Origin of the sequence: Streptomyces griseicoloratus (assembly GCF_014534645.1) — a bacterium.
GTDB lineage: Bacteria > Actinomycetota > Actinomycetes > Streptomycetales > Streptomycetaceae > Streptomyces > Streptomyces griseicoloratus.
The window spans coordinates 1-23,064 of the sequence record NZ_JACVQF010000169.1; the positions used below are offsets into that span (position 1 = coordinate 1).

Below are 23,064 nucleotides of genomic sequence, written 5' to 3' on the forward strand. Positions count from 1 at the left end.
CGTCGTGGCGCTCGGCGGCATCACACGCCGAGCGCGGCAGCCGGCCACGAACGGCCGGTACCGAACCGTGTCCCCGTCCCTGTCGCCGGGCACGCCGAGCCGCGATACGGTCTCGTGCCGCGCCGCGGCCCGGCCGCGCGAGGCGGGGCCGCGGCAAGTGGCCCTCGTCGGGGCGGGGGATGTCCGATCGCCCGGCCCTCTCGCCAGGACCCCGGCTGCCCGACGCGCGGCCCGGCAGGCGGCCGGCACTGTGGCCGCGCGCGGCACGCACGTCGTGGCGCTCGGCGGCATCACACGCCGAGCGCGGCAGCCGGCCACGAACGGCCGGTACCGGACCGTGTCCCCGTCCCTGTCGCCGGGCACGCCGAGCTGCGATCATGTGGCCGCAGCCGCAGGGTGCGGCACGGGAGGCGGGCCCGGCCGGGCCCCGTACCCGCCGCCCCGGCACAGGACCGCGTCAGCCGACGCCCGACCGAAGTCACCCGCGCCCACCAGGAGTTCACATGACCCTCGACGTCGACGCGATCCGCTCGCGGATACCCGCCCTCAAGTCCGGCTCCGCCCGCTTCGACGCACCCGGCGGCACGCAGACGCCCCAGCCGGTCGTCGACGCGATCGCGGACGCCCTGACCCGGCCGCTGGCCAACCGGGGACGGACCACCGAGGGCGAGCGCAACGCCGACGACATCGTCACCGACGCCCGGAGCGCACTGGGGGACCTGCTCGGCACCGACCCGCGGGGCGTGGTCTTCGGCCGCAGCGCCACGCAGCTGGCGTACGACCTGTCCCGGACGCTCGCCAAGTCCTGGGGGCCCGGTGACGAGGTGGTCGTCACCCGCCTGGACCACGACTCCAACATCCGGCCCTGGGTCCAGGCGGCCGAGGCGGCCGGCGCCACGGTGCGCTGGGCCGACTTCGACCCGGAAACCGGGGAGCTGCGCCCCGAGCACGTGGAGGCCGTGCTCTCCCCGCGCACCCGTATGGTCGCGGTCACCGCCGCGTCCAACCTGATCGGCACCCGCCCCGACGTCCCGGCCCTCGCCGCCCTGGCCCACGGCGTCGGGGCGCTGCTGCACGTGGACGCGGTGCACCACGCCTCGCACGCAGCCGTCGACCTGGCGGCGCTGGGCGCCGACACGCTGGTGTGCTCGCCGTACAAGTTCCTCGGCCCGCACCTGGGCGTACTGGCGGCCCGGCCCGAGTTCCTGGAGACCCTCCGCCCCGACAAGCTGCTGCCCTCCAGCGACGCCGTGCCCGAGCGGTTCGAACTGGGCACCCTGCCGTACGAGCTGCTGGCCGGTGCCCGCGCCGCGGTCGACTTCCTCGCGGACCTGGTGCCGGACACGGCGGGCGGCCGCCGGGACCGGCTCGTCGCTTCCTTCGCGGCACTGGAGGCCCACGAGGACGCGCTGCGCGAGCGCATCGAGCAGGGGCTGGCGGACCTCGGCGGGGTCACCGTGTACTCGCGGGCCGCGCGGCGCACCCCGACCCTGCTGTTCACGGTGGCGGGTCTGCGCCCCGCCGATGTCTCCCGGCACCTGGCCGAGCACTCCGTCGACGCCCCCGCCGGTTCCTTCTACGCCGTGGAGGCCGCCCGCCGGCTCGGCCTCGGCGACGAGGGCGGCGTGCGGGTCGGGCTCGCGCCGTACAGCTGCGCCGAGGACGTCGACCGGCTGCTGGCGGCGCTGGGCAGCCTCCCCCGCTGACGGCCTCCCCCGCTGACGGACAGTCCGCCGCCCCCGCCTCGCCTCAGGTCAGCGGCACGCTCACCTCGCCGGTCCCCTCGGCGCTCGCCCCGCCCGCGACCCGCACGGTGAACGGCCGGTCGGTGCCGCTCGCGGTGACGTGCAGGGCATCACCGTCACGCCGCACCCGGAACGTCGCGGCCGGCGCGCCCAGCAGGTCGGGCACGGTGACCTCGGCCGCGTACCCGGGCCCGGCGGGCGGGTGGACGAGCAGGGTCGGCGCGTCCAGCCAGTCGCCGTCCGGTCGCCGGTCGTCGGAGGCCAGCGGCAGGACGGCGCCCTCGCGGACGTACAGCGGCAGGCCGTCGTAGCCGTACTGCTCGGTGCGCCACGCCGGGCCGGTGACCCGCTCGCCGGTCAGCAGGTGGGTCCAGGTGCCCTCGGGGAGGTAGACCTCGACCTCGCCGTCCTCGGTGAACACGGGCGCGACCAGGAGGTCCGGGCCGAGCATGTACTGGCGGTCCAGCGTGCGGCACGCCGGGTCGCGCGGGAACTCCAGCACCATGGGCCGCATCACCGGCACGCCGGTGCGGTGGGCCTCGACGGCGGCGCCGTACAGGTACGGCATCAGGCGGTGCTTGAGCAGGGTGAAGCGCCGGGCCACGTCGACGGCCTCCTCACCGAACTCCCACGGCACCCGGTACGAGGAGGACCCGTGCAGGCGGCTGTGCGAGGAGAGCAGGCCGAAGGCCAGCCACCGCTTGAAGACCGCGGGGTCGGGCGTGCCCTCGAAGCCGCCGATGTCGTGGCTCCAGAAGCCGAAGCCGCTCAGGGACAGGGACAGGCCGCCCCTCAGCGACTCGGCCATGGCCTCGAAGGACGACCAGCAGTCGCCGCCCCAGTGGACCGGGTACTGCTGGCCGCCCGCGGTCGCGGAGCGGGCGAAGAGGACGGCCTCGCCCTGTCCGCGCTCCTTCTCGAGGAGTTCGAAGACCGTCCGGTTGTAGAGGTGCGTGTAGTAGTTGTGCATGCGCTCCGGGTCGGAGCCGTCGTGCCAGACGACGTCGGTGGGGACGCGCTCGCCGAAGTCGGTCTTGAAGGAGTCGACGCCCTGGTCGAGCAGCGGCTTCAGCTTGCTCTGGAACCAGGCGCGGGCCTCGGGGCTGGTGAAGTCGACCAGGCCCATGCCGGCCTGCCACAGGTCCCACTGCCACACGTCGCCGTTCGGCCGGCGGACCAGGTGGCCGAGGGCGGCGGCCTCCTCGAACAGGGGGGACTTCTGGGCGATGTAGGGGTTGATCCAGGCGCTGACCTTCAGGCCCTTGTCCTTGAGCCGGGCGAGCATGCCCTCCGGGTCGGGGAAGACGTCCGGGTCCCACTGGAAGTCGCACCACTGGTACTCGCGCATCCAGAAGCAGTCGAAGTGGAAGACGGAGAGCGGGATGCCGCGCTCGGCCATGCCGTCGACGAACGACATCACGGTCCGCTCGTCGTACGACGTGGTGAAGGACGTGGTGAGCCAGAGGCCGAAGGACCAGGCGGGCGGCAGGGCCGGGCGGCCGGTGAGGGCGGTGTAGCGGGTGAGGACGTCCTTGGGCGTGGGGCCGGCGACGACGTAGTACTCCAGTGTCTGGTCCTCGACGCTGAACTGCACCTGCCCGACGGACTCGGAGCCGACCTCGTAGGAGACGGCGCCGGGGTGGTTGACGAAGACGCCGTAGCCGCGTGAGGAGAGGTAGAACGGGACGTTCTTGTAGGACTGCTCGCTGCTGGTGCCTCCGTCGGCCTGCCAGATGTCGACGACCTGGCCGTTCTTCACGAACGGGGTGAAGCGCTCGCCGAGGCCGTAGATCTGCTCGCCGACGCCGAGCGACAGCCGGCTCAGCATGTGGTGGGCCCCGTCGCCGGTGGTGGCGAACGCGGTGCCCTTGGCGTTGGCGCGGGTCAGCTCACGCCCGCCGGCGTCGTGGAAGGTGAGGCTCCAGGGGCCGTTCCGGTCGAGGCGCAGGGTCAGCGGACCGCTGGTCAGCTCGGTGACCGTGCCGTCCTGCCGCACCGCGCCCGCGTCGTCCGCCGCGCCCGTGAGGGCGAAGTCGGGGCCGGGCCGGCGCTTGCCGGCGTGGTGGGTGACCCGGACGCCGATGACGCCCTCGGCGGGAGAGAAGCAGTCGACCGTGAGGAGAGGCGCGTTGAGCGTGTCCCCCCTCCGCGTCACCTTCTTCACGGCGGCATGGGCGGTGAAGCGCTTCGACTGTGTGCGGACGTCGCGCACCTCGGTGGCGTACGAGATCTGCACACCCTCGCGGATGAGCCAGAAGCCGTCGGTGAACTTCATGATCTTCCTTGGGTGGGGCGGGAGGCTGGCGGGTGGGCGCACGGAGGCGTCTCACAGGCATTTTGATCGTACACAAAACAAATGCGCTTTCCGAGGGCATCGCCACGGCTTCACCGCTCTGAACAGGCACGATCACCTACAACAACAGCCTCGTCACGCCACGGAGCGACGAGATCGAGGCCACTTTGCTCTAGCGCGCCGACATGTTCGTGACGTATTAGTCATCCCATCAAACAAAACGGTCCGGCGAGGAAGCCGGACGGTACGACAGCAAGGGCCGCACCAATGTCGAAGCGCTTCACCTCGCTCGCCTTGACAGCACACCCTCCGGCCGCGACGCCCGGTGGGCGCGGACGCTCCCGCAGAGTCGTCGCGCCCGTCGCCGCCGTCTCCGTCCTGATCGCCGGGGCGGCGCTGACCGGCTGCGGGCAGCAACGCGACGCCGACGTGTACACCGTGATGAACTCCTCGACCGACGAGTCGTACCACCGCTGGGACGCCGAGGCGATGGCCCGCTGCGGCAAGCAGCTCGGCGTCACCATCGAGCAGCAGAGCGTCCCGGCCGCGCAGGTCATGACGAAGGCGCTGCGCATGGCGTCCTCGAAGTCCCTCCCCGACATCGTGCAGTTCGACGCCTCGGAGATGCCGACCTTCGCCGAGGCGGGCGGTCTCGTCGATCTGAGGACCCTCGGCCTGAGCACCGACGACATCCCGCGGGGCATCGTCAACTTCGGCTCGTACAAGGGGACGTACTACGGCGCGGCCCGGTCCGTGAACACCCTCGCGCTCTTCTACAACAAGGACGTCCTCGACCAGGCCGGCCTGAAGGTGCCCGCCACCTGGGACGAGCTGAGGGAGACCGCGAAGAAGCTGACCGAGGGCAAGCGGTACGGCCTGGCCCTCAGCGCCGGCGGCGCGGAGGACGGCGTCTTCCAGTTCACGCCGTTCATGTGGTCCAACGGCGGCGACGAGACGAAGCTCGACAGCCCGCAGGTCGCCGAGGCCCTCGACTACTGGAAGGCGCTGCTGCAGGACGGCTCGCTGTCGAAGTCGACGGTCAACTGGACGCAGGCGGACGTCAACGACCAGTTCATGGCCGGCAACGCGGCGATGATGATCAACGGTCCGTGGCAGGTGGAGACCCTCAACACCAAGAAGTCGCTGCACTGGGGCATCGCGCAGATCCCGGTGCCCGAGGCCGGTGACGACTCGGTGGGTCCGCTGGGCGGTGCCGTGCTGACCGTGCCCAACACCGGTGACGAGGCCCGGGAGAGGACGGCCGGCCGGATCGTCGCCTGTCTCTCCAGTGAGAAGGAGCAGCTGACCTACGCGCTCAACAGCTGGATGGTGCCGGCCAACGCCAAGGCCGCCGCCGTGTGGCGCGAGCGGGTGCCCGAACTGGACGCGCTCGCCGACCAGGTCGCCGCCGCCCGGTCCCGTACGGCCAAGCTCGGCGCCGGCTGGTCGAACGTGTCGCTCGCCCTGCAGAGCGCCTTCCAGTCCGCCCTGACCGGCCAGTCCAGCGAGGCCGCCCTGAAGCGCGCCCAGCAGCGGGCCACGAGCGGGAACTGAGGTACGCGCCCCATGACCACGTCCACCGTCACCGCCCAGTCCCCCGTCACGACGTCCAAGACGTCCGCCGCGCCCGACCCGGCCCGGCTGCGCCGCCGGCGCCGGCTCGCCCAGTGGGGGTTCGTCGCCCCCGCGGTCTTCTTCATGCTGCTGTTCTTCGGCTACCCGCTCGTCCGCAACGTCGTGATGAGTTTCCAGCACTACACGCCGAAGACGTTCTTCACCGGTGAGGCGCCGTTCAACGGCACCGACAACTGGTCCGACGTGTTCCAGGACGCCCTGTTCGGCAAGGCCCTGTGGCACACGCTCGTCTTCACGGCCGGTTCGCTGCTCGGCCAGTTCTGCATCGGGCTGGCCCTCGCGGTGTTCTTCAGCCGCAGGTTCCCCCTGAACGGGGTGCTGCGGTCGCTGATCCTGCTGCCCTGGCTGGTGCCCATGGTGGTGTCCGGCATCGTGTGGCGGCGCATCCTCGACCAGGACACGGGCGTACTGAACTCCTTCCTCGACACGCTCGGCGTCGGCGGCCACACTCCCTGGCTGACCAGTCCGGACATGGCCCTGCTGTCCGTCGTCCTGGTCAACATCTGGATCGGCATCCCGTTCAACATGGTCATCCTGTACGGCGGTCTGCAGGAGATCCCGAAGGAGCTGTACGAGGCGGCCTCCCTGGACGGCGCCTCGGGCTGGCGGACGTTCCGCTCCATCACCCTGCCGATGCTCAAGCCGGTCATCACGGTCGTGCTCGTCCTCGGATTCATGTCGACGGTGAAGATCCTCGACCTGATCCTCGCCCTCACCGACGGCGGCCCGGCAGACTCCACCCAGACCCTGGGCACGCTCACCTACCAGAACTCGTTCGTGCAGCTGGACTTCGGCGCCGGCGCGGTCGTCGGCAACGTACTCATCCTGATCTCCGCCGTCTTCGCGGTGTTCTACCTGCGGGCCAACCGCACCGAGGGGAAGTGACCGACGATGGCCACCCACACGCCCACCGCGTCCCGCCGCCGCTGGGGTTCCACCGTCGCCGGCGTGCTCATCCTGTGCGTGATGCTCTTCCCGCTGTACTGGATGCTCAACACCGCCCTCCAGCCCGAGGCGGGCCTGCTCCAGGTCGACCCGGTGCCCGGCAGCCTGGACCTGTCCGGCTTCTCCAAGGCCGTCAGCGACCAGGGCGGTCACCTGCTGACCTCGCTGGCCGTCTCGCTCGGCGCGGTCGTCATCTGCCTGGCGATCGCGGCTCCGGCGGCCTACGGGCTGGCGCGCTTCGGGCTGCGCGGCTCGCGGACCATCGTGTTCGGCACGCTGATCACCCAGATGGTGCCGGGCATCGTCATCGCCAACGCGCTCTACAACTCGTACGTCGACCTGGGCCTGGTGAACTCCTACTTCGGCCTGATGCTGGCGGACGCCTCGCTCGGCATCCCGTTCTCCATCGTGCTGATGCGGTCCTTCATGGTGTCGATCCCGGGCGAGGTGATCGAGGCCGCGCAGATGGACGGCGCCGGACCGGTGCGCACGTTCGTACGGGTGGTGCTGCCGATGAGCCGCAACTCGCTGATCACCTCGGGGCTGTTCGCCTTCCTGTTCTCGTGGAGCGACTTCATGTTCGCGCTCACGCTGAACACCACCGACGACGTCAAGCCGATCACGCTCGGCATCTACCAGTACATCGGGGCGCACGTCGGCGACTGGGGCTCGGTGATGGCCGCGTCCGTGCTCTCCGCGGTCCCGGCGGCCGTCCTGCTCGTCCTCGCCCAGAAGTACATCGCCGCCGGCATCACCGGCGGTTCCGTCAAGTGACCACCCCACGACCGGAGAGGGATTCCCCCCGCATGAGCGATTTCCCCGGCTTTCCGCCCGGCTTCGTCTTCGGCGCCGCGACCGCCTCGTACCAGATCGAGGGCGCGGTGCGGGAGGACGGCCGAGGCCCCTCGATCTGGGACACCTACAGCCACACCCCAGGTCTGGTGGCCAACGGCGACACCGGTGACACGGCCTGCGACCACTACCACCGCTACCCCGAGGACGTGGCGCTCCTGCGCGACCTGGGCGTCGACTCGTACCGCTTCTCGATCGCCTGGCCACGCATCCTGCCGGAGGGTTCCGGCGCGGTGAACCCGAAGGGCATGGACTTCTACTCCCGGCTCGTCGACGAGCTGCTCGCGGCGGGCATCGAGCCGGCCGCCACCCTGTACCACTGGGACCTGCCGCAGGCCCTGGAGGACCGGGGGGGCTGGCGGGTGCGGGAGACGGCGGAGCGGTTCGCCGAGTACACGGCCGTCGTCGCCGAGCACCTGGGCGACCGGGTGCCGCGCTGGATCACCCTCAACGAGCCGTGGTGCAGCGCCTTCCTCGGCTACTCCGTCGGCCGGCACGCCCCCGGCGCCCGCGAGGGCCGGGGTGCCCTGGCCGCCGCCCACCATCTGCTGGTCGGCCACGGGCTGGCGGTGTCGGCGCTGCGGGCGGCCGGGGTGCGGGAGGCCGGCATCACGCTCAACCTCGACCGCAACCTGCCGGCCACCGGCTCCCCCGCCGACCTTGCGGCCGTGGTCCGGGCGGACACGCAGCACAACCTGGTGTGGACCGACCCGATTCTCGCGGGCCGCTACCCGGCCACGGAGGAGGAGACCTGGGGCGAGCTGATCACCGGGGCGGACTTCCGGCGGGACGGCGACCTGGAGCTGATCTCCCAGCCGCTGGACTTCCTCGGCATCAACTACTACCGGCCGATCGTGGTCGCCGACGCCCCGTACCGCGAGAGCGACCCCGCCCGGCGCGTGGCCACGGACAACCGCTACGAGGAGGTCCGGCTCCCCGGCGTGCGGCACACCGCGATGGGCTGGCCGGTCGTGCCGGAGTCCTTCACCGACCTGCTCGTGCGGCTCAAGGAGCGGTACGGCGACGCCCTGCCGCCGGTGCACATCACGGAGAACGGGTCGGCGGAGGACGACGCGGTCGCCGCCGACGGCGGGGTGCACGACACCGACCGGGTGGCCTACCTGCGCGACCATCTCACCGCGTTGCGGGCGGCGATGGACGCGGGCGTGGACGTCCGCGGGTACTACGTGTGGTCGTTGCTGGACAACTTCGAGTGGGCGTTCGGCTACGACAAGCGCTTCGGCATCGTCCGGGTCGACTACGACACGCAGGAGCGCACGCCGAAGGACAGCTACCACTGGTACCGGAAGCTGATCGCCGCGCACCGCGGCTGACACGGCGAGGGGGGCCGCCCGGCGGCCCCCTTCCTCAGTGCTCCATGCGTTCGGCGTACGCCGCCGGGTCCGCCAGCACCTCGCGGACGATCACGCCGGCCGCGCCGCGGGCCGCGTCCCCGAGGGAGGAGGACGCCCTGAGCCGCTCCCCGTCCTCGCGCCAGAGCCCGGAGACCACCCGGAGCGCGAGTTCGCGGTCGACTGCGGGGGCCAGCCAGTCCATCAGTTCCCGGTAGACGCCGCCGAGCATCACCGCGTCGGGGTCGAAGAGGTTCACCGCCCCCGACACCACGATCCCGAGCCGCCGTCCCGCCCGCTCGATCGCCGACAGCGCGGACGGGTCGCCCCGCCGTGCCCGGCGTCCGAGTTCCGCGACGCCGGGCACACCGGCGTCCGGGGCGATGCCCGCGGCCCTGAGCAGGGCGGCCTGTCCGGCGTACTGCTCCAGGCAGCCACGGGCTCCGCACCGGCACAGCGGCCCGTCCGGGTCGACCACCATGTGCCCGATCTCCCCGGCGAAGCCGTGCGCGCCGCGCAGCAGCTCCCCCTTGAGCACCAGGGCACCGCCGATGCCGATCTCCCCGGTGAGGTAAAGGAAGCTGCGCACGCCCTCGGTGCCGGCCCCGAACCACAGCTCGGCGAGGGCGGCCGCGTTGGCCTCGTTGTCGGAGCTGACCGGCAGCGCCCGGTGGGCGGGGCGCAGGGCCAGCAGCGCCTGCGCGAACAGTCCCTCGACCGCGACCCGCTGCCAGCCGAGGTTGGGGGCCTGGCGCACGGTGCCGCCGGTCACCAGTCCGGGGAGGGCGACGTGGACACCGGCGGGCGTGAGGTCCTGCTCGGCCGCCGACCCGATGGCGCGGGCCGCCAGCCGGGCCGCGCGGGCCAGCACCTCGGAGGGCTGGACCCCGCGGTTGTCGACGTGCTCGACGAGCCGGACCCGGTCGGTGCCGGCGAGGTCGACGACGCACACGGTGACGTAGTCGATGTTGATCTCGACGCCGAGGCCCGCCGGGCCGGACCGGGACACCTTCAGGACGGTGCCGGGGCGCCCTGCCTGACCGCTGCTGGTCTTTCCCCATTCGGTGACGAAGCCGTACTCCAGCAACTGCTCGACCAGGGACGACACCGCCGCGCGGGTCAGTCCGACGTGCGTGGCGATGCCGGCCCGGGTCGCCTCCCCCGCGTCGTGCACGGCCCTCAGGACCAGGCTGAGGTTGTGCCGTCTGACCGTGGCCTTGTCGGCCTTGGGCTCCAGGGGGGTCAGGTTGTTCTTCATCGTGGTTCGAGCGTATGCGACGCCCGGGGCGCCGGCCCGCGCCCCTGTCCCCCGGCTACCCGGGCAGGTTCCACTTCTGGGTGCCGAGGCCGTTGCAGTCGTAGATCTGCAGCTTGGTGCCGTTGGCCGTGGCGCCGGACGGTATGTCCAGGCAGCGGCCGGACTGCGGGTTCAGCAGGGAGCCGTCGCTCCGGTGGCGCCACTGCTGGCCGCCGACGCCGGGGGAGCAGTCCCACAACTGCACCTTGGTGAAGTTGGCCGTGCCGTTGCCGTCGATGTCGAGGCATCTGCCGAAGGCGCGCAGCGTGCCGTCGGGAGCGACCGACCAGCGCTGGCCGGTGGCGGTGTTGCAGTCCCACAGCTGGACGGCCCTGCCGTTGCCGCTGGTGTTGGTGTCGACGTCGAGGCACCTGCCCGCCACCCACGGCGTGGTGACCTGGCCGACCGGACCGCCGAGCGCGCCGGTGCCGAAGCGGATCTGGCACTGGTTGCCGTTGCCGAGCCAGGTGGCCGTCAGGTAGAGGAAGGAGGTGCCGTCGGCCCGCGGCACGACGGGTGAGCTGTAGGCCGGGCAGGAGGGCTCGCCGGGGTTGTAGCCGCCGGTCGGGTCGGTCAGGACCGGGGCCTCGATCTCGGTCCACTCCCCCGCGCCCAGGTCGGTGTTGGCGAACAGCACGCTGCCGGACTCGGCCATCACGGCCTTGTTCCCGGTGGGCCCGGTCACGACGCGCTGGCCGGACATCAGCAGCGTGCCGTCGGGGCCGCCGCCCGGTACCCAGGCGAGGTAGGGGGTGTGCAGCAGTTCCCTGCCGTCGGCGGTGCGCACGAGGGGGCCGGGGTCGTCGGCGGGCGCCCAGTTCAGGCCGTCGGGGCTGGTCTTGGTGTACACCTCGCAGGCGTGGTCGGCGTCGGTGGCGTCCCGGCACATCTCGTACGCCATCATGAACCGCCCGTTCGGCAGCGGGACGACGATCGACATGCCGGGGCGGGCGAGGGCGTCGGCCGGGAAGGCGACGTCCTTGGTGAGGGTGCCGCTCCAGGTGCGTCCGCCGTCGGTGGAGGTGTAGTGGCCGATGACCTGGTTGTTGGTCGGGCTGTTCGCGGGCCGCTCGTCGGAGATGAAGCAGGCCAGGGTGTTGTTCGGCGCGAGCAGGAACCAGGGTTCCCAGATGCCGTGCCCGATGGTGTCGGGCAGGCCGCTGGTCCGGGTGCAGTCGGAGAGGTACTGCCAGCTCAGGCCGTGGTCGGTGCTCTTGAAGACCTCGATCTTCTGCGTGGTGTAGTCACCGGCCCGCCAGGCGGTGCCGGCGGCGAGCAGGTCTCCCTGGTTCAGGCCGTTCGCGGTGCGCGGCACCTCGTAGAGGACCGGGGCCTCGATGTCCCAGCCGGCGGTGTGCGAGGTGATCGTGGAGATCGGCGTGGTGCTCCAGGTGCGGCCGCCGTCGGTGCTGCGGTGGATGGGCAGGGTGTTGGTGGTGCCCTGGTTGCGCCGGGCGTAGGTGGCGAGCATGGTCTGGCCCGCCGAGCCGTCGTGGTCGAGGCGGACGGCGCGCGGGTAGCTGTCGTCGCCCTGCGGGTGGGCCGCCAGGTCGGGTGACGCCAGGACCTGGCCGGCGGGCGCGGCCGAGGCGGGCTGGGTCCACAGGGACAGCAGCGCCGCGACGAGCGCGAGGACGCCGAGCAGCGCCGGTGATGTGCGTCTGGGCGAGAGGTTGCGCACGGATCGACTCCTTGGTGGTGGGTGCCGGGTGGTGCGGGTCAGTGGGCCTGGGCGGCGCGGGCGGCCGGGTCGTCGCCGATGTGCGGCTCGGTGCGGGTGTCCACGTCGAGGGCGGTGCGGGCGGCGACGGTGCCGTCCACGACCAGCGCCAGGTGCAGCCGTCCGCTGGTCCAGCCGGCGGGCAGGGCGGCGGGCAGGGCGGCGGGCACGGTGACGGGTGCGCCGAGGACGTACGGCTTGGCCCCGGCGCGGCAGCCGGGGACGGCGGTGCCCGGGTCCTGGGGGGTGGGCGCGTACACCGGGGTCCAGGCGGTGTGCACGGTGCCCTCGACCGGGTCGGACCCGTGGTGGGAGACGCGCAGGTCCACGGTGAAGTCGGGCGTGGGGGTGAGCAGGTCGCGGCCCGGCGCGACCGGTGTGACGTCCAGGACGAGGGTGGTCGGCGCGTTGACGTGGGCCGGGTCGACGCCGGCGAGGTCCTTGGCGGCGCGCCGGAAGTCCAGCAGTCCGGCGCTCTCGTGCTCGATGTCGTACAGCTCGGTGTAGACGTACCCGGCGAGCCGGTCGTGGCGGCGCAGTTCCTGGGTCTGCCAGCGCAGGTGCCAGGCGCGCTCCAGGCCGGTGAAGCCGCCGCCGTACTCGCTGTTGAGGTTGGGCAGGCCGCGCAGGGGCTGTGCGGGGACGGCGAGCTTCTTGTGGACGACGTAGTCGGGGCCGAGCTTGACGGGGAAGTCGTCGCGCGCGCCGGAGAGCAGGTCGGCGACCGTGGTGGCCCAGGAGGCGGCGCTCTCGTCGTAGTAGTGCCAGTCGAGCAGGTCGGTCCTGACGTGGGTCCAGCCGGAGTTGTCGACGACCGGGCGGGTGGGGTCGAGGGCCTTGAGCCGGTCGTAGGCGTCGGCGGTGGCCTTCTGCTTGGCCTCGTCGCCGGGGATGTCCCAGTCCAGGCCCCACTCCTCGTTGTACAGGCCCCAGATGACGATGGCCGGGCTGTTGCCGTCGCGTTCCACCATCGGCTCGATCTGCTCGGCGAAGGCGGCGACGGACGCGGGCGAGAAGCGTCCGGGCGAGGCGGGCTCGGCCCACAGGAGCATGCCGAGGGTGTCGGCGTGGTGGATGTAGCGGGGGTCCTCCAGCTTGAGGTGCTTGCGTACGAGGTTGTAGCCGGCGTCGGCGGCGAGCTCCAGGTCCCGGCGCAGGGCCGCGTCGTCGGGGGCGGTGATGCCGGTGTCCGGCCAGTAGCCCTGGTCGAGCACGCCGCGGACGAACAGCCGGCGCCCGTTGAGGTACAGGTTCTCGCCGTCGGCGGTGATGCTGCGCAGGCCGGTGTAGGAGGTGGCCCGGTCGGTGCCGTCGGCGGAGGTCAGCTCGGCGTCGACGTGGTAGAGGTGCGGGTCCTCGGGCGACCAGTGCCGGGGTGTGGCGAGCAGGAGTTCGGTGCGGGCCCGCCCGTCGGGGTCGACGGTCATCGTCACGGCGGTGGCCTCGCCGCGGACGCGCAGCCGCAGCGACGCGCCGTCGACGGCCGGCCCGCGCACGGCGGCTTCGACGCTGATGCCCGTCAGGTCGTGGTTGGGGCGCAGGCGGAGGGAGGCGAGGTGGGTGGCGGGCCGGGACTCCAGCCAGACGCTCTGCCAGATGCCGGAGGACGGGGTGAAGCAGACGCCGTCGTAGTCGTCTCGGGGCATGCTGCGCTGCTTGCCGTGGGCGATGTCCCGCTTGTCGGCGGGGGCGTGGACGCGCACGGTGAGCAGCTGCTCGCCGTCGCGGAGGGCGTCGGTCACATCGGCCGAGAAGGGGGTGTAGCCGCCTTCGTGGCGGGCGACCTCGGTGCCGTTCACCCAGACCGTGGCCTCGTGGTGGACGGCGCCGAAGTGCAGCACGACGCGCTGTCCGGCCCAGTCGGCCGGCACGGTGAACGTACGCCGGTACCAGGCGGTCTGCAGCCAGTGCGCGGCGATGCCGGAGGCGGGGGTCTCCCAGGCGAACGGCACGGTGATCCGCTGGTCGTAGCCGTCGGGCGCGTCGGCGGAGTACCGCTCGGCGGGGTCGGCGCGGAAGTCCCAGGTGCCGTTGAGACCGAGCCAGGCGTGGGAGCGGTCGAAGTGGGGCCGGGGGTATTCGGGGCGAGGGGCGTGCGGGGTGGACATGGGGTGTGTGTGCTCCGATCGGTGCGCGGGCGGGGACAGGAGGGAGGTGACGGTTGGTCAGCCCTTGACGCTGCCCGCGAGGATCCCGTTGATGAAGTGGCGTTGCAGCAGGACGAACAGCACCAGCACGGGCAGCATCGCGATGCTTCCGGCGGCGAGCAGTTCGCCCCAGACGGTCGCGAAGTCGGCGCCGACGCGGTTGCCGGTGACGTTCTGCGCGAGGGTGGACAGGACGACCTGGAGCGTCTGGTGGCTCTCGTCGTTGACGGCGACGACGGGCCAGACGAAGTCGTTGTAGATGTTCATGGCGGTCAGCACGCCGAGTGCGGCGATGCCGGGACGGATGACGGGCACCACGATCCGGGCGAAGATGCCGAACTCGCTCGCGCCGTCCACGCGTCCGGCGTCGAGGAGTTCGTCGGGGACCGCGGCGATGGTCTGCCGCATCCAGAAGATGCTGAAGGCGTCGATGCTGCCGGGCAGGATCAGCGCCTGGTAGGTGTTGACCCAGCCCAGTTGGCTCATCTCCAGCAGCAGCGGGATGATCAGCACGAGGGTCGGCAGCATCAGGGTGAGCATCAGCACCCCGAAGAGCAGGTTCTTGCCGGGGAAGCGGTACTTGGCGAAGGCGTAGCCGGCCAGCGGGCAGAAGAACATGGTCATCGCGCCCTTGACGGCCACGACCAGCACGGTGTTGAGGAAGCCGGTGCCGATCGGCACGTCGTCGAACATGGCCCGGTAGTTGTCGAGGGTGGCCGCGCCCGGCGAGAAGGACAGCGGGTCGCGGACGATCTCGGCCGGCGGTTTCAGCGAGGAGCTGACGGCCCACCAGATGGGGTAGACGAACACGACGGCCAGGAGGCCGAGCACGAGGTACTGGAAGGGGCCCGGAGCGGGGCGGGACAGGCTCTTGCGCCGCTCGCTGTTGCGTTCCTTGCTCTGGCTGATCATGGTCACTCGTCCCGGGAGCGGAGCAGACGCACGGACAGCAGGGACAGGGCGAACACCAGCAGCACCAGCAGGAAGGAGTTCGCGGCGCCGGTCCCGAGGTCGGACGTCGTGATGTGGTTGTAGAGGTAGAGGCCGCCGGTGGTGGTCGAGCCGTAGGGGCCGCCCTGGGTGACCACGTGGGGTTCGGCGAACATCTGGAACACCGCGAGGGTCTGCACCACCACGAGGAAGGCGATGCTCCGGCGCATCAGCGGCAGCGTCAGCGACCAGAACTGCCGTTTCCGGGAGGCGCCGTCGAGGGAGGCGGCCTCGTACACGTCGGCGGGCACGGCCTGGAGTCCGGCGAGCAGGATGATGACCGCGAAGCCGGTGGTCTTCCACAGGAACAGCAGCGCGAGCGTCGGCTTGGCCCAGGCGGTCGACTGCAGCCAGTCGACGCCGGGCAGGCCGACCAGGCCGAGCAGGTGGTTGACCAGCCCGTAGTCGGTGTCGAAGGCCACGATCCAGACCTGCGCCATCGCCACCAGCGGGGTGACGAACGGCGCGATGAAGGCGACCCGGAACATGCCCCGCAGCCGCAGCCTGGCGTTGGCCAGCAGCACCGCGGCGGCCAGGCCCCCGACGATCTGCACCGGCACGATCAGCAGCCACATCACCGCGCTGTTGCCCAGCGACGACCAGAACTCCTCGCTGGTGAGCAGGTAGGTGTAGTTCTCCAGGCCGATGAAGTGCGCCTCGCCCGCGCCCTTCCAGTCGGTGAAGCTCAGCTGGAGGGCAAAGACGAGCGGATACAGGCCGAAGGCGGCGAAGACGACGTAGAACGGGGCGACGAAGAGGTACGGCGTGAGGAACGGCCGGCGGCGGGAGCGCGCGGGGCGCGGCGGCGCCGGGGCGGCCCGCTCCCGGCGTGCCGGGGTGAGGGTCGTGGGGGTCATGCGCGGTCCACCAGATTGCGCTGGATCTTCTTCGTGGAGTCGTCGATGACGTCGTCGGGCGCCATCTTCCCCTCCATCAGCCGCTGCAGGTTGTTCCCGAGGTAGTCGACCGACTTGTTCCACCAGGCGGGGATCGGCGCGGCGGGCGGGATGGCGTCCGCGGCGTCCACGGCGACCTTCCACAGGTCCTGGCCGCCGAGCGCGGCGACCGGTTCGAACAGCGGCCGGTCGGCGCGGCGGGCGGGGGCGTAGCTCGGTACGGAGGTGGTCAGGCCGCCGGGGTAGACCTCGCTCGGGCCGTACACCGCGCTGTAGCCGGGCTCCTTGAAGCACAGGAACTCGTAGAGCAGCCAGGCCAGTTCGGGGTTCTTGGCCTTGGCCGGGATGATGAAGCTGCTGCCGCCCATGGCGCCGCTGCGCGCCCCGCCCGGGGTCCAGGCCGGCAGCGGGGCGGCCCGCCACTTGCCCTTGGTCTTCTTCAGCAGCTGCTGGGGAGCGAAGGACCACCACACCGCCCAGGGGACCAGGGCCTGCTGCCCGTTCTCCAGGGCGGCGAGGTCGGCCTGCTTGAGGTATTCGGCATGGGTGACCAGTCCCTCGTCGACGGCGTCCCGGATCCAGTTGAGGGTGGTGCGGTACTCCTTGGAGTCCAGCCGCACCTTCCCGTGCTCGTCGGCGAGGCTGGTGCCCTGCTGGCCGGCCAGCATCTCCAGCCACAGCTGTCCGAGGAAGGGGTCCTTCTCCATGTGGATCGGGCCGGCGGCGGGGTTCTTCTCCTTCAGCGACCGGGCCGCCGACAGCAGGTCGTCGTAGGTCTTCAGGCCGGCGGGGTCGACGCCCGCGTCCTCCAGCAGGTCCTCGCGGTACCAGAGCAGGCCCGGGTCGAGGTCCCAGGGGACGCCGTAGATCCGGCCGTCGACGGTGTTGACCGACAGCTTGTACGCCGACGTCCTGTTCCGGTAGGGCGCGATGAGGTCCGTCAGGTCGTACAGGTGCTCGACCTGGCCGCCGATCTTGGCGTCGTCCCAGAAGCTGCCGTCCGGCAGGTCGGTGCCGCTGATCAGGGTGTTGGCGAGCTTGGCGTCGATGTCGACGGCCTGGTGGTTCACCTTGACGTCCGGATACGCCTTGCGGAAGGCGTCGATGGCCGCGTCGAAGACCTTGAACAGGTCGCCCGAGCGGTTCCAGATGGTGATCTCTCCCTTGGCGGAGGCGCTGGGGGTGCTGGTCAGTTTGCGCGGTTCGGACCCGGAGGAGCCGGGGGCGCACGCCGCGAGCGGGCCGGAGGCGACGGCGAGCGCGCCGGCGCCGAGGGCACCGCGCAGGACGCTGCGGCGTGGGACGGATGGTCTGGACATGGCACGGCTCCTCTGTCGGAAAGGCGGTCGCGAGGGAGCAGGGAGGGGACGCGTGCGCGGAGGTCACGACTGCGCGCAGGCGTCGTCCGCACGGCAGTGCGCCGGTCGCCGCCAACTGCTCTGCAACGATGCAGAGATGATGCTGCGCCTTTTGCAACGATGCAATAGCTGAGTAACATCAACCTGCGTCAGCGGTGGTCGCACCGGCGCCGACGCGAGATGCTGCCGACGGAAGAAGCCCGCGAGGGCTGTGAGGGGGAACTGGATGGCCGGCTCCACGCTCCGCGACGTCGCCCGACGCGCCGGGGTCTCGATCCGCACCGTGTCCAACGTGGTCAACGGGTCGGTGCCCGTCTCCGAGGAGCTGCGGACGCGGGTGCAGGCGGCGCTCGACGAGCTCGACTACCGGCCGAACCTGGTGGCCCGCAATCTCCGCCGGGGACGCAGCGGGATGATCGCCCTCGTCGTGCCCGAGCTCGACGTGCCGTACTTCGCCGAGCTGGCCCGGGAGGTCATCACCGCCGCCCGCGCCCACGGGTACGTCGTCATGCTCGACCAGACCGACGGTGACGGGGAGCGCGAGCGGGAACTGCTCGGCCGCGAGTCGCGCGCCACGATGTTCGACGGTCTGCTGCTGAGCCCGCTGACCATCTCGGCGGAGGAACTGCGCAGCCGCACCAACCGGGTGCCCGTCGTGCTGCTGGGCGAGCACATCTTCAACGGCAGCTTCCACCACGTGGCGATCGACAACGTCGCCGCGGCCCGCGAGGCGACGGAGCACCTGCTCGGCCTGGGCCGCCGCCGCGTCGCGGCCATCGGTGACCAGCCGTACAGCACGGGCGAGACGGCGCAGTTGCGCACGATCGGCTACCGCCAGGCGCTGGAGCGGGCCGGGCACGCGGTCGACGAGGAGCTGATCGTCCCCACCCAGCGCTTCCACCGCCACCTCGGCGCCCAGGCCATGGAGCACCTGCTCGCCCTGCCCGAGCCGCCCGACGCGGTCTTCTGCTACAACGACCTGCTGGCCATCGGCGCGATGCGCGCCGCGGCGCGGGCCGGGGTGCGGGTGCCCGACGACATCGCCGTGGTCGGCGTCGACGGCATCCAGGAGGGGCAGTACAGCTCCCCCTCCCTGACCACCGTCGCCCCCGACAAGGCCGAGATCGCACGCACGGCGGTCGGCACCCTGCTGGGCGTCATCGACGGCTCGGCACCGCCGCCGACGGAGACGAAGGCTCCCCACCGGCTGCTGGTCAGGGAGAGCACGGTGGGGGTGGGAGGCGCGGGGCCCTGAACACCCTTGCCCCTCTTCGATGACGGAGCGGGCCGGGAGAACACCGTTGCCTTCGCCTCAGTTCGGAGGGTGGACGGAAACGCTCGCTGTCACGCCGGCCCGCAACGACTGCGGAGGAGTTCCACACCGTCGCCTTCGAGATCGTCGCAGTACGTCGCGCGCCCGGTCATGGCCATCAACAGGGACACGGTGCGGCCGGACACGACAGGCCCGGAACCCGTCGTGAAGGGACCGTCATCCGCGACGAGTCTCAGGCCGCCGATGCGTCCCTTGGCAACGACGACCATGTCCGAGCCCCGGTAGTACTCGGCCGTCTCCGTGACGACCCCGATCGGATGGTCGCGGTGGATGCCCAGCGGGCGCCGGATGTCCTCTCCGTGCACGATCGTCTCGCCCAGCATGGCGACGGCGGGCAACGGCGGCTTGGTCGTGCTCGGGACGATGCGCCGGAAACGTTCAAGGGTCTCGCCCGGGGTCGCACCGAGCTGCTCGGCCAGCCGCATGGCCACCTGCTTGTCGAAGTCGAACCGGCAGCGGATCACACCCGCCAGCCACCTCACGGCGTTGAGGCTCGCGCCCGCGGTCAGATGCGCCAGTACCTGGCGTACCGTCAAACCGGCGCAGAGCGAGGGCGTCGCCCACTGCTCGTCCGTCAGATCCGCGAGATCGGCCGCCAGCGCGGCTCGCTCGCCGTGGATCAAGGGCCAGATCCCCGTCTCGCGATTGCGGTCTGCCGTCTGTGCCGGATCAGTCATAGGGGCTGGGCTCCTGTCAGGGATCGAGATCTGCGTTGCCCCCGGCCCGGACAACGGACGTCCGGCAGGGGCGCTCCCCGAAGGAGACTCTCACTCACGAGCAATGTCATCGCCGGTGAACGATCTTTTCCACGGAGCCCCAACCCGCATCGCGCGCGCACTGGCAGCAGACGGAGTTGGCACTACGTCGGGTGCGGGCATCGGCATCGAACTCGCCACGCCGGAACGCGGGCCCGCTGACGAGTAGGGCAGGGCCGCCCGCTTCCCCCGAAGGCGGGCGGCCTCAGCCTGCGTGTCCAGAGATCGAATCGGTGGCGGCGACGTTGGCGTCCTGGGCCGCTGGACGACACCGGCCGGGGCCGGCGGCGGGATTCGAACCCGCGTCTCCCTCTTGACAGGAGAAGTAGCCGCAACCTGCGCACCTGAACGCGTCCACCGTAGCCGCCGGCCTGCGCCAAGGCACGCGATTAAACCCCGCGCGGGAGGACGATCGTGAGCCGAAGCACGCTGGTTGTCACGGAGACAGGCGACTCGGCCGGCTGCATCCTCGCCCGGGATCGCCTTCTCGCTGTCGGTTCCGGACGGCCGGTCGGCAGATCCGGAGCGGCCGCCCGGGCGGGTGCACATGGGGACGGCGGCTCCCGGTCCGTGGGGTGCGGGCCGGAAACCGCCGGAACAGGGTGAGCCATCAGGAACTGAAGGCCATCAGCAGCTGACGAGGCCCTGGAACTGCCAGCTGCTGCCCAAGAACGGCTTGTCCCGGTGGAACACCGCCTCCTGGCCGGGCTGGAGCTCGTAACAGTCGGGCGCCGGAACCATCTCGTAGTTCCACGTCGGCATGACCCTCTGCGTGGTCGCGCAGTTGTTGGTCATCCAGACGGTCACGACCCGGTCGAAGATGACCGCTCCCGTTCCCTCGACACAGCTCGGCGCGGGGTCAGCCGCTGCCGCGGGGGCCGCCGGCGCGGAGGCCGCGTGGGCCTGGCCGACCCCCAACAGTGCCGTACCCGCCAGGGCCGCCGCGGCGATGCACGAAGCGAATTTACGCACGTTCCCATCCCATCTGTTCACGGGCGATTACCACATCCGCACTCTCACCGGGACGAACGGCCCGCTCAACGCTGGATCAGAGACTTCGAAGGCACCGGGGCAGCCGCGCTCGCAGCACCCGCACACTGCCCTTGCCCCTCCCCGCTCCGCCGCCTAGCCTGACTTTGTGCCGCTAATAAACAAATCCCGTTCGCACAGCGTCGTGCCGGGTCCCCGAGACGATCTCGGCCGCCTCCGTGTCGCCCTGACCGCCTTCTTCGCGCTCGACGGCTTCGTGTTCGCCGGCTGGGTGGTGCGGATCCCCGCCATCAAGGAGCAGACCGGCGCCTCCGCCAGCGCCCTGGGCCTGGCCCTGCTCGGTGTGTCGGCGGGCGCCGTCGTCACCATGACCCTCACCGGCCGGCTCTGCCGGCGCTTCGGCAGCCACCCCGTCACCGTGGCCTGCGCGGTTCTGCTGTGCCTCAGTGTCGCCCTGCCCCCGCTCACCCACTCCGCGCTCGCCCTCGGCATCGTCCTGCTGGTGTTCGGCAGTGCCTACGGCGGGATCAACGTCGCCTTCAACAGCGCCGCCGTCGATCTCGTGGCCGTGCTGCGACGCCCGATCATGCCCAGTTTCCATGCCGCGTTCAGCCTGGGCGGCATGGTCGGCGCCGGGCTCGGCGCGATCGTGGCCGGCTCGCTCTCGCCCGCGCAGCACCTGGCCGGCCTCACCGCGACCGGGCTGATCGTCACGCTGGTCGCCGGCCGCGCCCTGCTGCGCTGCGAACCACCCTCCCCGCCGGAGCGCACCGCCCGGGACGACGCCGCCCCGCGCCGACCGGACGCCCGCACCCGCCGGCTGGTCCTCACCTTCGGGCTGATCGCCCTGTGCACGGCGTACGGCGAGGGCGCCATGGCCGACTGGGGCGCCCTGCATCTGGAGCAGGACCTGGACGCCTCGCCCGGTCTCGCGGCCGTCGGGTACTCCTGCTTCGCGCTGGCCATGACCGCCGGCCGGCTGACCGGTACGACCCTGCTGGAACGTCTGGGCAGGACCCCCACGGTGGTGGCCGGGGGCACGACCGCCGCGGTCGGCATGCTGCTCGGCTCGCTCGCCCCCTCCGTCGGGGTGGCACTGTTCGGCTTCGCGATCACCGGGCTCGGGCTCGCCAACATCTTCCCGGTAGCGGTGGAACGGGCCGGGGCGCTGGGCGGCCCGAGCGGCGTCGCGACCGCGTCCACGCTGGGCTACGGCGGCATGCTGCTCGGCCCTCCCGCGATCGGCTTCATGGCCGACTGGTTCTCCCTGCCGGCCGCGCTCACCAGCGTGGCGGTACTGGCGGCGGCGGCCGTCCTCATCGCGATCGCGACCAGGCGCGCGGTGGCGCCGGGCTGACCGCCCTGCAAACAGGACCCCGGGCCCGGCACCCGAACACACCGAAGGCGCGGGGCCGGGCGCCCGAACGCGCGGGGCCCGGCGCCCGGACACACCAGGGCCCGGACCCGACGCCTCCCGGAGCGCGGGAACTCCGCGAGACCCCTCCCCCTCGACCACACTCCATCCGGCACACTCTCCGCCATGGAGACCATGACGATCAGTGCCCACGTCGATGTCCTGGAGCGGGAGGGCCTCTTGCTGGCCGCGGCCGCCGAGGTGGCCGGGAGCGGTGCCGAGGTGCCGACCTGTCCCGGCTGGCACGTGCGGGACCTGCTGCGGCACACCGGAATGGTGCACCGGTGGGCGACGGCGTTCGTCGCCGAGGGGCACACTTCCTACCACCCGGACGGCGGTCTGCCGGACCTGGACGGGCCCGCGCTGCTGGACTGGTTCCGGGACGGGCACCGGATGCTCGTCGACACGCTCCGCGCCGCCCCCGCGGACGTGCGCTGCTGGCACTTCCTGCCCGCGCCGTCGCCGCTCGCCTTCTGGGCCAGGCGGCAGGCGCACGAGACGACCGTGCACCGGTTCGACGCCGAGTCGGCCAGGGGCGGCACGCCCTCCGACCCCGGCGAGGACTTCGCGGTGGACGGCATCGACGAGCTGCTGTGCGGATTCCACGCCCGCGCGAAGAGCGCCGTCCGCAGCGAGAAGCCCCGCACACTGCGGATCCGGGCGACGGACGTGCCGGGCGCGGTGTGGACCGTACGACTGTCCACGGAACCGCCCGTCACCGTACGGGGCGACGCCCAAGACACCCAAGACGCCAAGGACACCCAAGACGCCGGGGACGCCGGCGACCCCGACTGCGAACTGGCCGGCCCCGCCGCGCGGTTGTACCTCGCGCTCTGGAACCGGCAGCCGTTCCCGGTCGTGACCGGCGACGCCCGCCTCGCCGAACTGTGGCGCGAGAAGTCGGCGGTCACCTGAAGCTGATCCGGCCCCCGCTCGGGGGCCCGCTCAGTCGGCCAGCATCCGGGTGAGCACCGCCCGTTGCACCGGCAGCACCTCGCCGTGCAGCGCACGCCCCTTCGCGGTGAGCGACACCCGCACGCCCCGCCGGTCCTCCGCGCACAGGCCGCGCTCGACGAGGCCGTCCTTCTCCAGCCGGGCGACCAGCCGCGACAGCGCGCTCTGGCTGAGATGGACCCGCTCGGAGATCTCCTGCACGCGGAACGCACACGAACTGCTCGGCCCCCGCCGCTCGGCGAGGACGTCGAGCACCTCGAAGTCACTGGCGCACAGGCCGTGCCGGTGCAGCACACGGTCGAGTTCGCACTGGGTACGGGCGTGCAGCGCCAGGATGCCGCGCCACCGGGTCACGAGCGCCTGTTCGGCCTTGTTCGCCGCCATGGGC

Annotated in this window: 18 protein-coding genes and 1 tRNA gene; 8 read left to right on the plus strand and 11 right to left on the minus strand. The window is 71.8% G+C overall.

Annotated elements, in window-relative coordinates; genetic code table 11:
* Positions 1-503: 503 nt before the first annotated feature.
* The gene (locus H0H10_RS07840; RefSeq protein WP_188180129.1) at positions 504-1,706 is read left to right on the plus strand and encodes a cysteine desulfurase-like protein; all 1,203 of its coding nucleotides are present in this window, start codon (positions 504-506) and stop codon (positions 1,704-1,706) included.
* Positions 1,707-1,749: 43 nt separating this feature from the next.
* On the opposite strand, the gene yicI is transcribed toward H0H10_RS07840, so the two are convergent.
* Positions 1,750-4,020, minus strand: a complete 2,271-nt coding sequence (yicI, locus tag H0H10_RS07845) for an alpha-xylosidase (protein ID WP_188180130.1) — start codon at positions 4,018-4,020, stop codon at positions 1,750-1,752.
* A 285-nt stretch (positions 4,021-4,305) separates the two neighbouring features.
* Here yicI and H0H10_RS07850 point away from each other — a divergent pair, with 285 nt between their 5' ends.
* The 4 genes from H0H10_RS07850 to H0H10_RS07865 are packed head-to-tail and all read left to right on the plus strand — an operon-like array spanning position 4,306 to position 8,804.
* Positions 4,306-5,592, plus strand: a complete 1,287-nt coding sequence (locus H0H10_RS07850) for an ABC transporter substrate-binding protein (RefSeq protein WP_188180131.1) — start codon at positions 4,306-4,308, stop codon at positions 5,590-5,592.
* Between the two features lie 12 nt (positions 5,593-5,604).
* On the plus strand, positions 5,605-6,558 hold the full coding sequence (locus H0H10_RS07855; RefSeq protein WP_188180132.1) for a carbohydrate ABC transporter permease: 954 nt from the start codon (positions 5,605-5,607) through the stop codon (positions 6,556-6,558).
* A gap of 6 nt (positions 6,559-6,564) precedes the next feature.
* Positions 6,565-7,392 (plus strand): carbohydrate ABC transporter permease, encoded by an 828-nt coding sequence (locus H0H10_RS07860; protein WP_188180133.1) that lies wholly within the window; start codon positions 6,565-6,567, stop codon positions 7,390-7,392.
* A gap of 32 nt (positions 7,393-7,424) precedes the next feature.
* On the plus strand, positions 7,425-8,804 hold the full coding sequence (locus H0H10_RS07865; RefSeq protein WP_188180134.1) for a GH1 family beta-glucosidase: 1,380 nt from the start codon (positions 7,425-7,427) through the stop codon (positions 8,802-8,804).
* A 34-nt stretch (positions 8,805-8,838) separates the two neighbouring features.
* Here H0H10_RS07865 and H0H10_RS07870 read toward each other — a convergent pair whose 3' ends face one another.
* Genes H0H10_RS07870 through H0H10_RS07895 form a run of 6 tightly spaced genes read right to left on the minus strand, consistent with a single transcriptional unit; the run spans position 8,839 to position 17,191 of the window.
* Entirely contained in the window at positions 8,839-10,080 is a 1,242-nt protein-coding gene (locus tag H0H10_RS07870; protein WP_188180135.1) for an ROK family protein, read from the minus strand.
* Between the two features lie 55 nt (positions 10,081-10,135).
* A complete protein-coding gene (locus H0H10_RS07875; RefSeq protein WP_188180136.1) occupies positions 10,136-11,800 on the minus strand; it encodes a ricin-type beta-trefoil lectin domain protein in 1,665 nt (554 codons plus the stop codon).
* Positions 11,801-11,838: 38 nt separating this feature from the next.
* On the minus strand, positions 11,839-13,947 hold the full coding sequence (locus H0H10_RS07880; RefSeq protein ID WP_188180137.1) for a glycoside hydrolase family 2 protein: 2,109 nt from the start codon (positions 13,945-13,947) through the stop codon (positions 11,839-11,841).
* 57 nt (positions 13,948-14,004) lie between these two features.
* Entirely contained in the window at positions 14,005-14,898 is an 894-nt protein-coding gene (locus H0H10_RS07885) for a carbohydrate ABC transporter permease (protein ID WP_188180138.1), read from the minus strand.
* 2 nt (positions 14,899-14,900) lie between these two features.
* Positions 14,901-15,833 carry a carbohydrate ABC transporter permease gene (locus H0H10_RS07890; protein WP_188180139.1) on the minus strand — a complete coding sequence of 311 codons (933 nt, stop codon included), beginning with the start codon at positions 15,831-15,833 and terminating at the stop codon, positions 14,901-14,903.
* A complete protein-coding gene (locus tag H0H10_RS07895) occupies positions 15,830-17,191 on the minus strand; it encodes an ABC transporter substrate-binding protein (RefSeq protein ID WP_188180140.1) in 1,362 nt (453 codons plus the stop codon). The genes H0H10_RS07890 and H0H10_RS07895 overlap by 4 nt, the downstream gene beginning before the upstream one ends.
* Before the next feature lie 265 nt (positions 17,192-17,456).
* On the opposite strand from H0H10_RS07895, the gene H0H10_RS07900 reads away from it, so the two are divergent.
* Complete coding sequence (locus tag H0H10_RS07900) at positions 17,457-18,485, plus strand: LacI family DNA-binding transcriptional regulator (RefSeq protein WP_188180141.1); 1,029 nt, start codon at positions 17,457-17,459, stop codon at positions 18,483-18,485.
* Positions 18,486-18,574: 89 nt separating this feature from the next.
* On the opposite strand, the gene H0H10_RS07905 is transcribed toward H0H10_RS07900, so the two are convergent.
* The 3 genes from H0H10_RS07905 to H0H10_RS07915 all read right to left on the minus strand — a co-directional run bounded on the left by H0H10_RS07905 (position 18,575) and on the right by H0H10_RS07915 (position 20,290).
* Positions 18,575-19,240 (minus strand): maleylpyruvate isomerase family mycothiol-dependent enzyme, encoded by a 666-nt coding sequence (locus H0H10_RS07905; protein WP_188180142.1) that lies wholly within the window; start codon positions 19,238-19,240, stop codon positions 18,575-18,577.
* A 357-nt stretch (positions 19,241-19,597) separates the two neighbouring features.
* Positions 19,598-19,689: transfer RNA gene (locus H0H10_RS07910), tRNA-OTHER, on the minus strand.
* Positions 19,690-19,945: 256 nt separating this feature from the next.
* Positions 19,946-20,290, minus strand: coding sequence for an alpha-amylase inhibitor (locus H0H10_RS07915; protein WP_188180143.1), 345 nt, complete (start codon positions 20,288-20,290; stop codon positions 19,946-19,948).
* Positions 20,291-20,492: 202 nt separating this feature from the next.
* Between H0H10_RS07915 and H0H10_RS07920 the strand changes: the two genes are divergently transcribed.
* Together H0H10_RS07920 and H0H10_RS07925 are read left to right on the plus strand one after the other, a co-directional pair.
* The gene (locus tag H0H10_RS07920) at positions 20,493-21,665 is read left to right on the plus strand and encodes an MFS transporter (RefSeq protein ID WP_188180144.1); all 1,173 of its coding nucleotides are present in this window, start codon (positions 20,493-20,495) and stop codon (positions 21,663-21,665) included.
* A 192-nt stretch (positions 21,666-21,857) separates the two neighbouring features.
* Entirely contained in the window at positions 21,858-22,637 is a 780-nt protein-coding gene (locus H0H10_RS07925; RefSeq protein ID WP_188180152.1) for a maleylpyruvate isomerase family mycothiol-dependent enzyme, read from the plus strand.
* A 30-nt stretch (positions 22,638-22,667) separates the two neighbouring features.
* Here H0H10_RS07925 and H0H10_RS07930 read toward each other — a convergent pair whose 3' ends face one another.
* The gene (locus H0H10_RS07930) at positions 22,668-23,060 is read right to left on the minus strand and encodes a MarR family winged helix-turn-helix transcriptional regulator (protein WP_188180145.1); all 393 of its coding nucleotides are present in this window, start codon (positions 23,058-23,060) and stop codon (positions 22,668-22,670) included.
* Between the last annotated feature and the right edge of the window lie 4 nt (positions 23,061-23,064).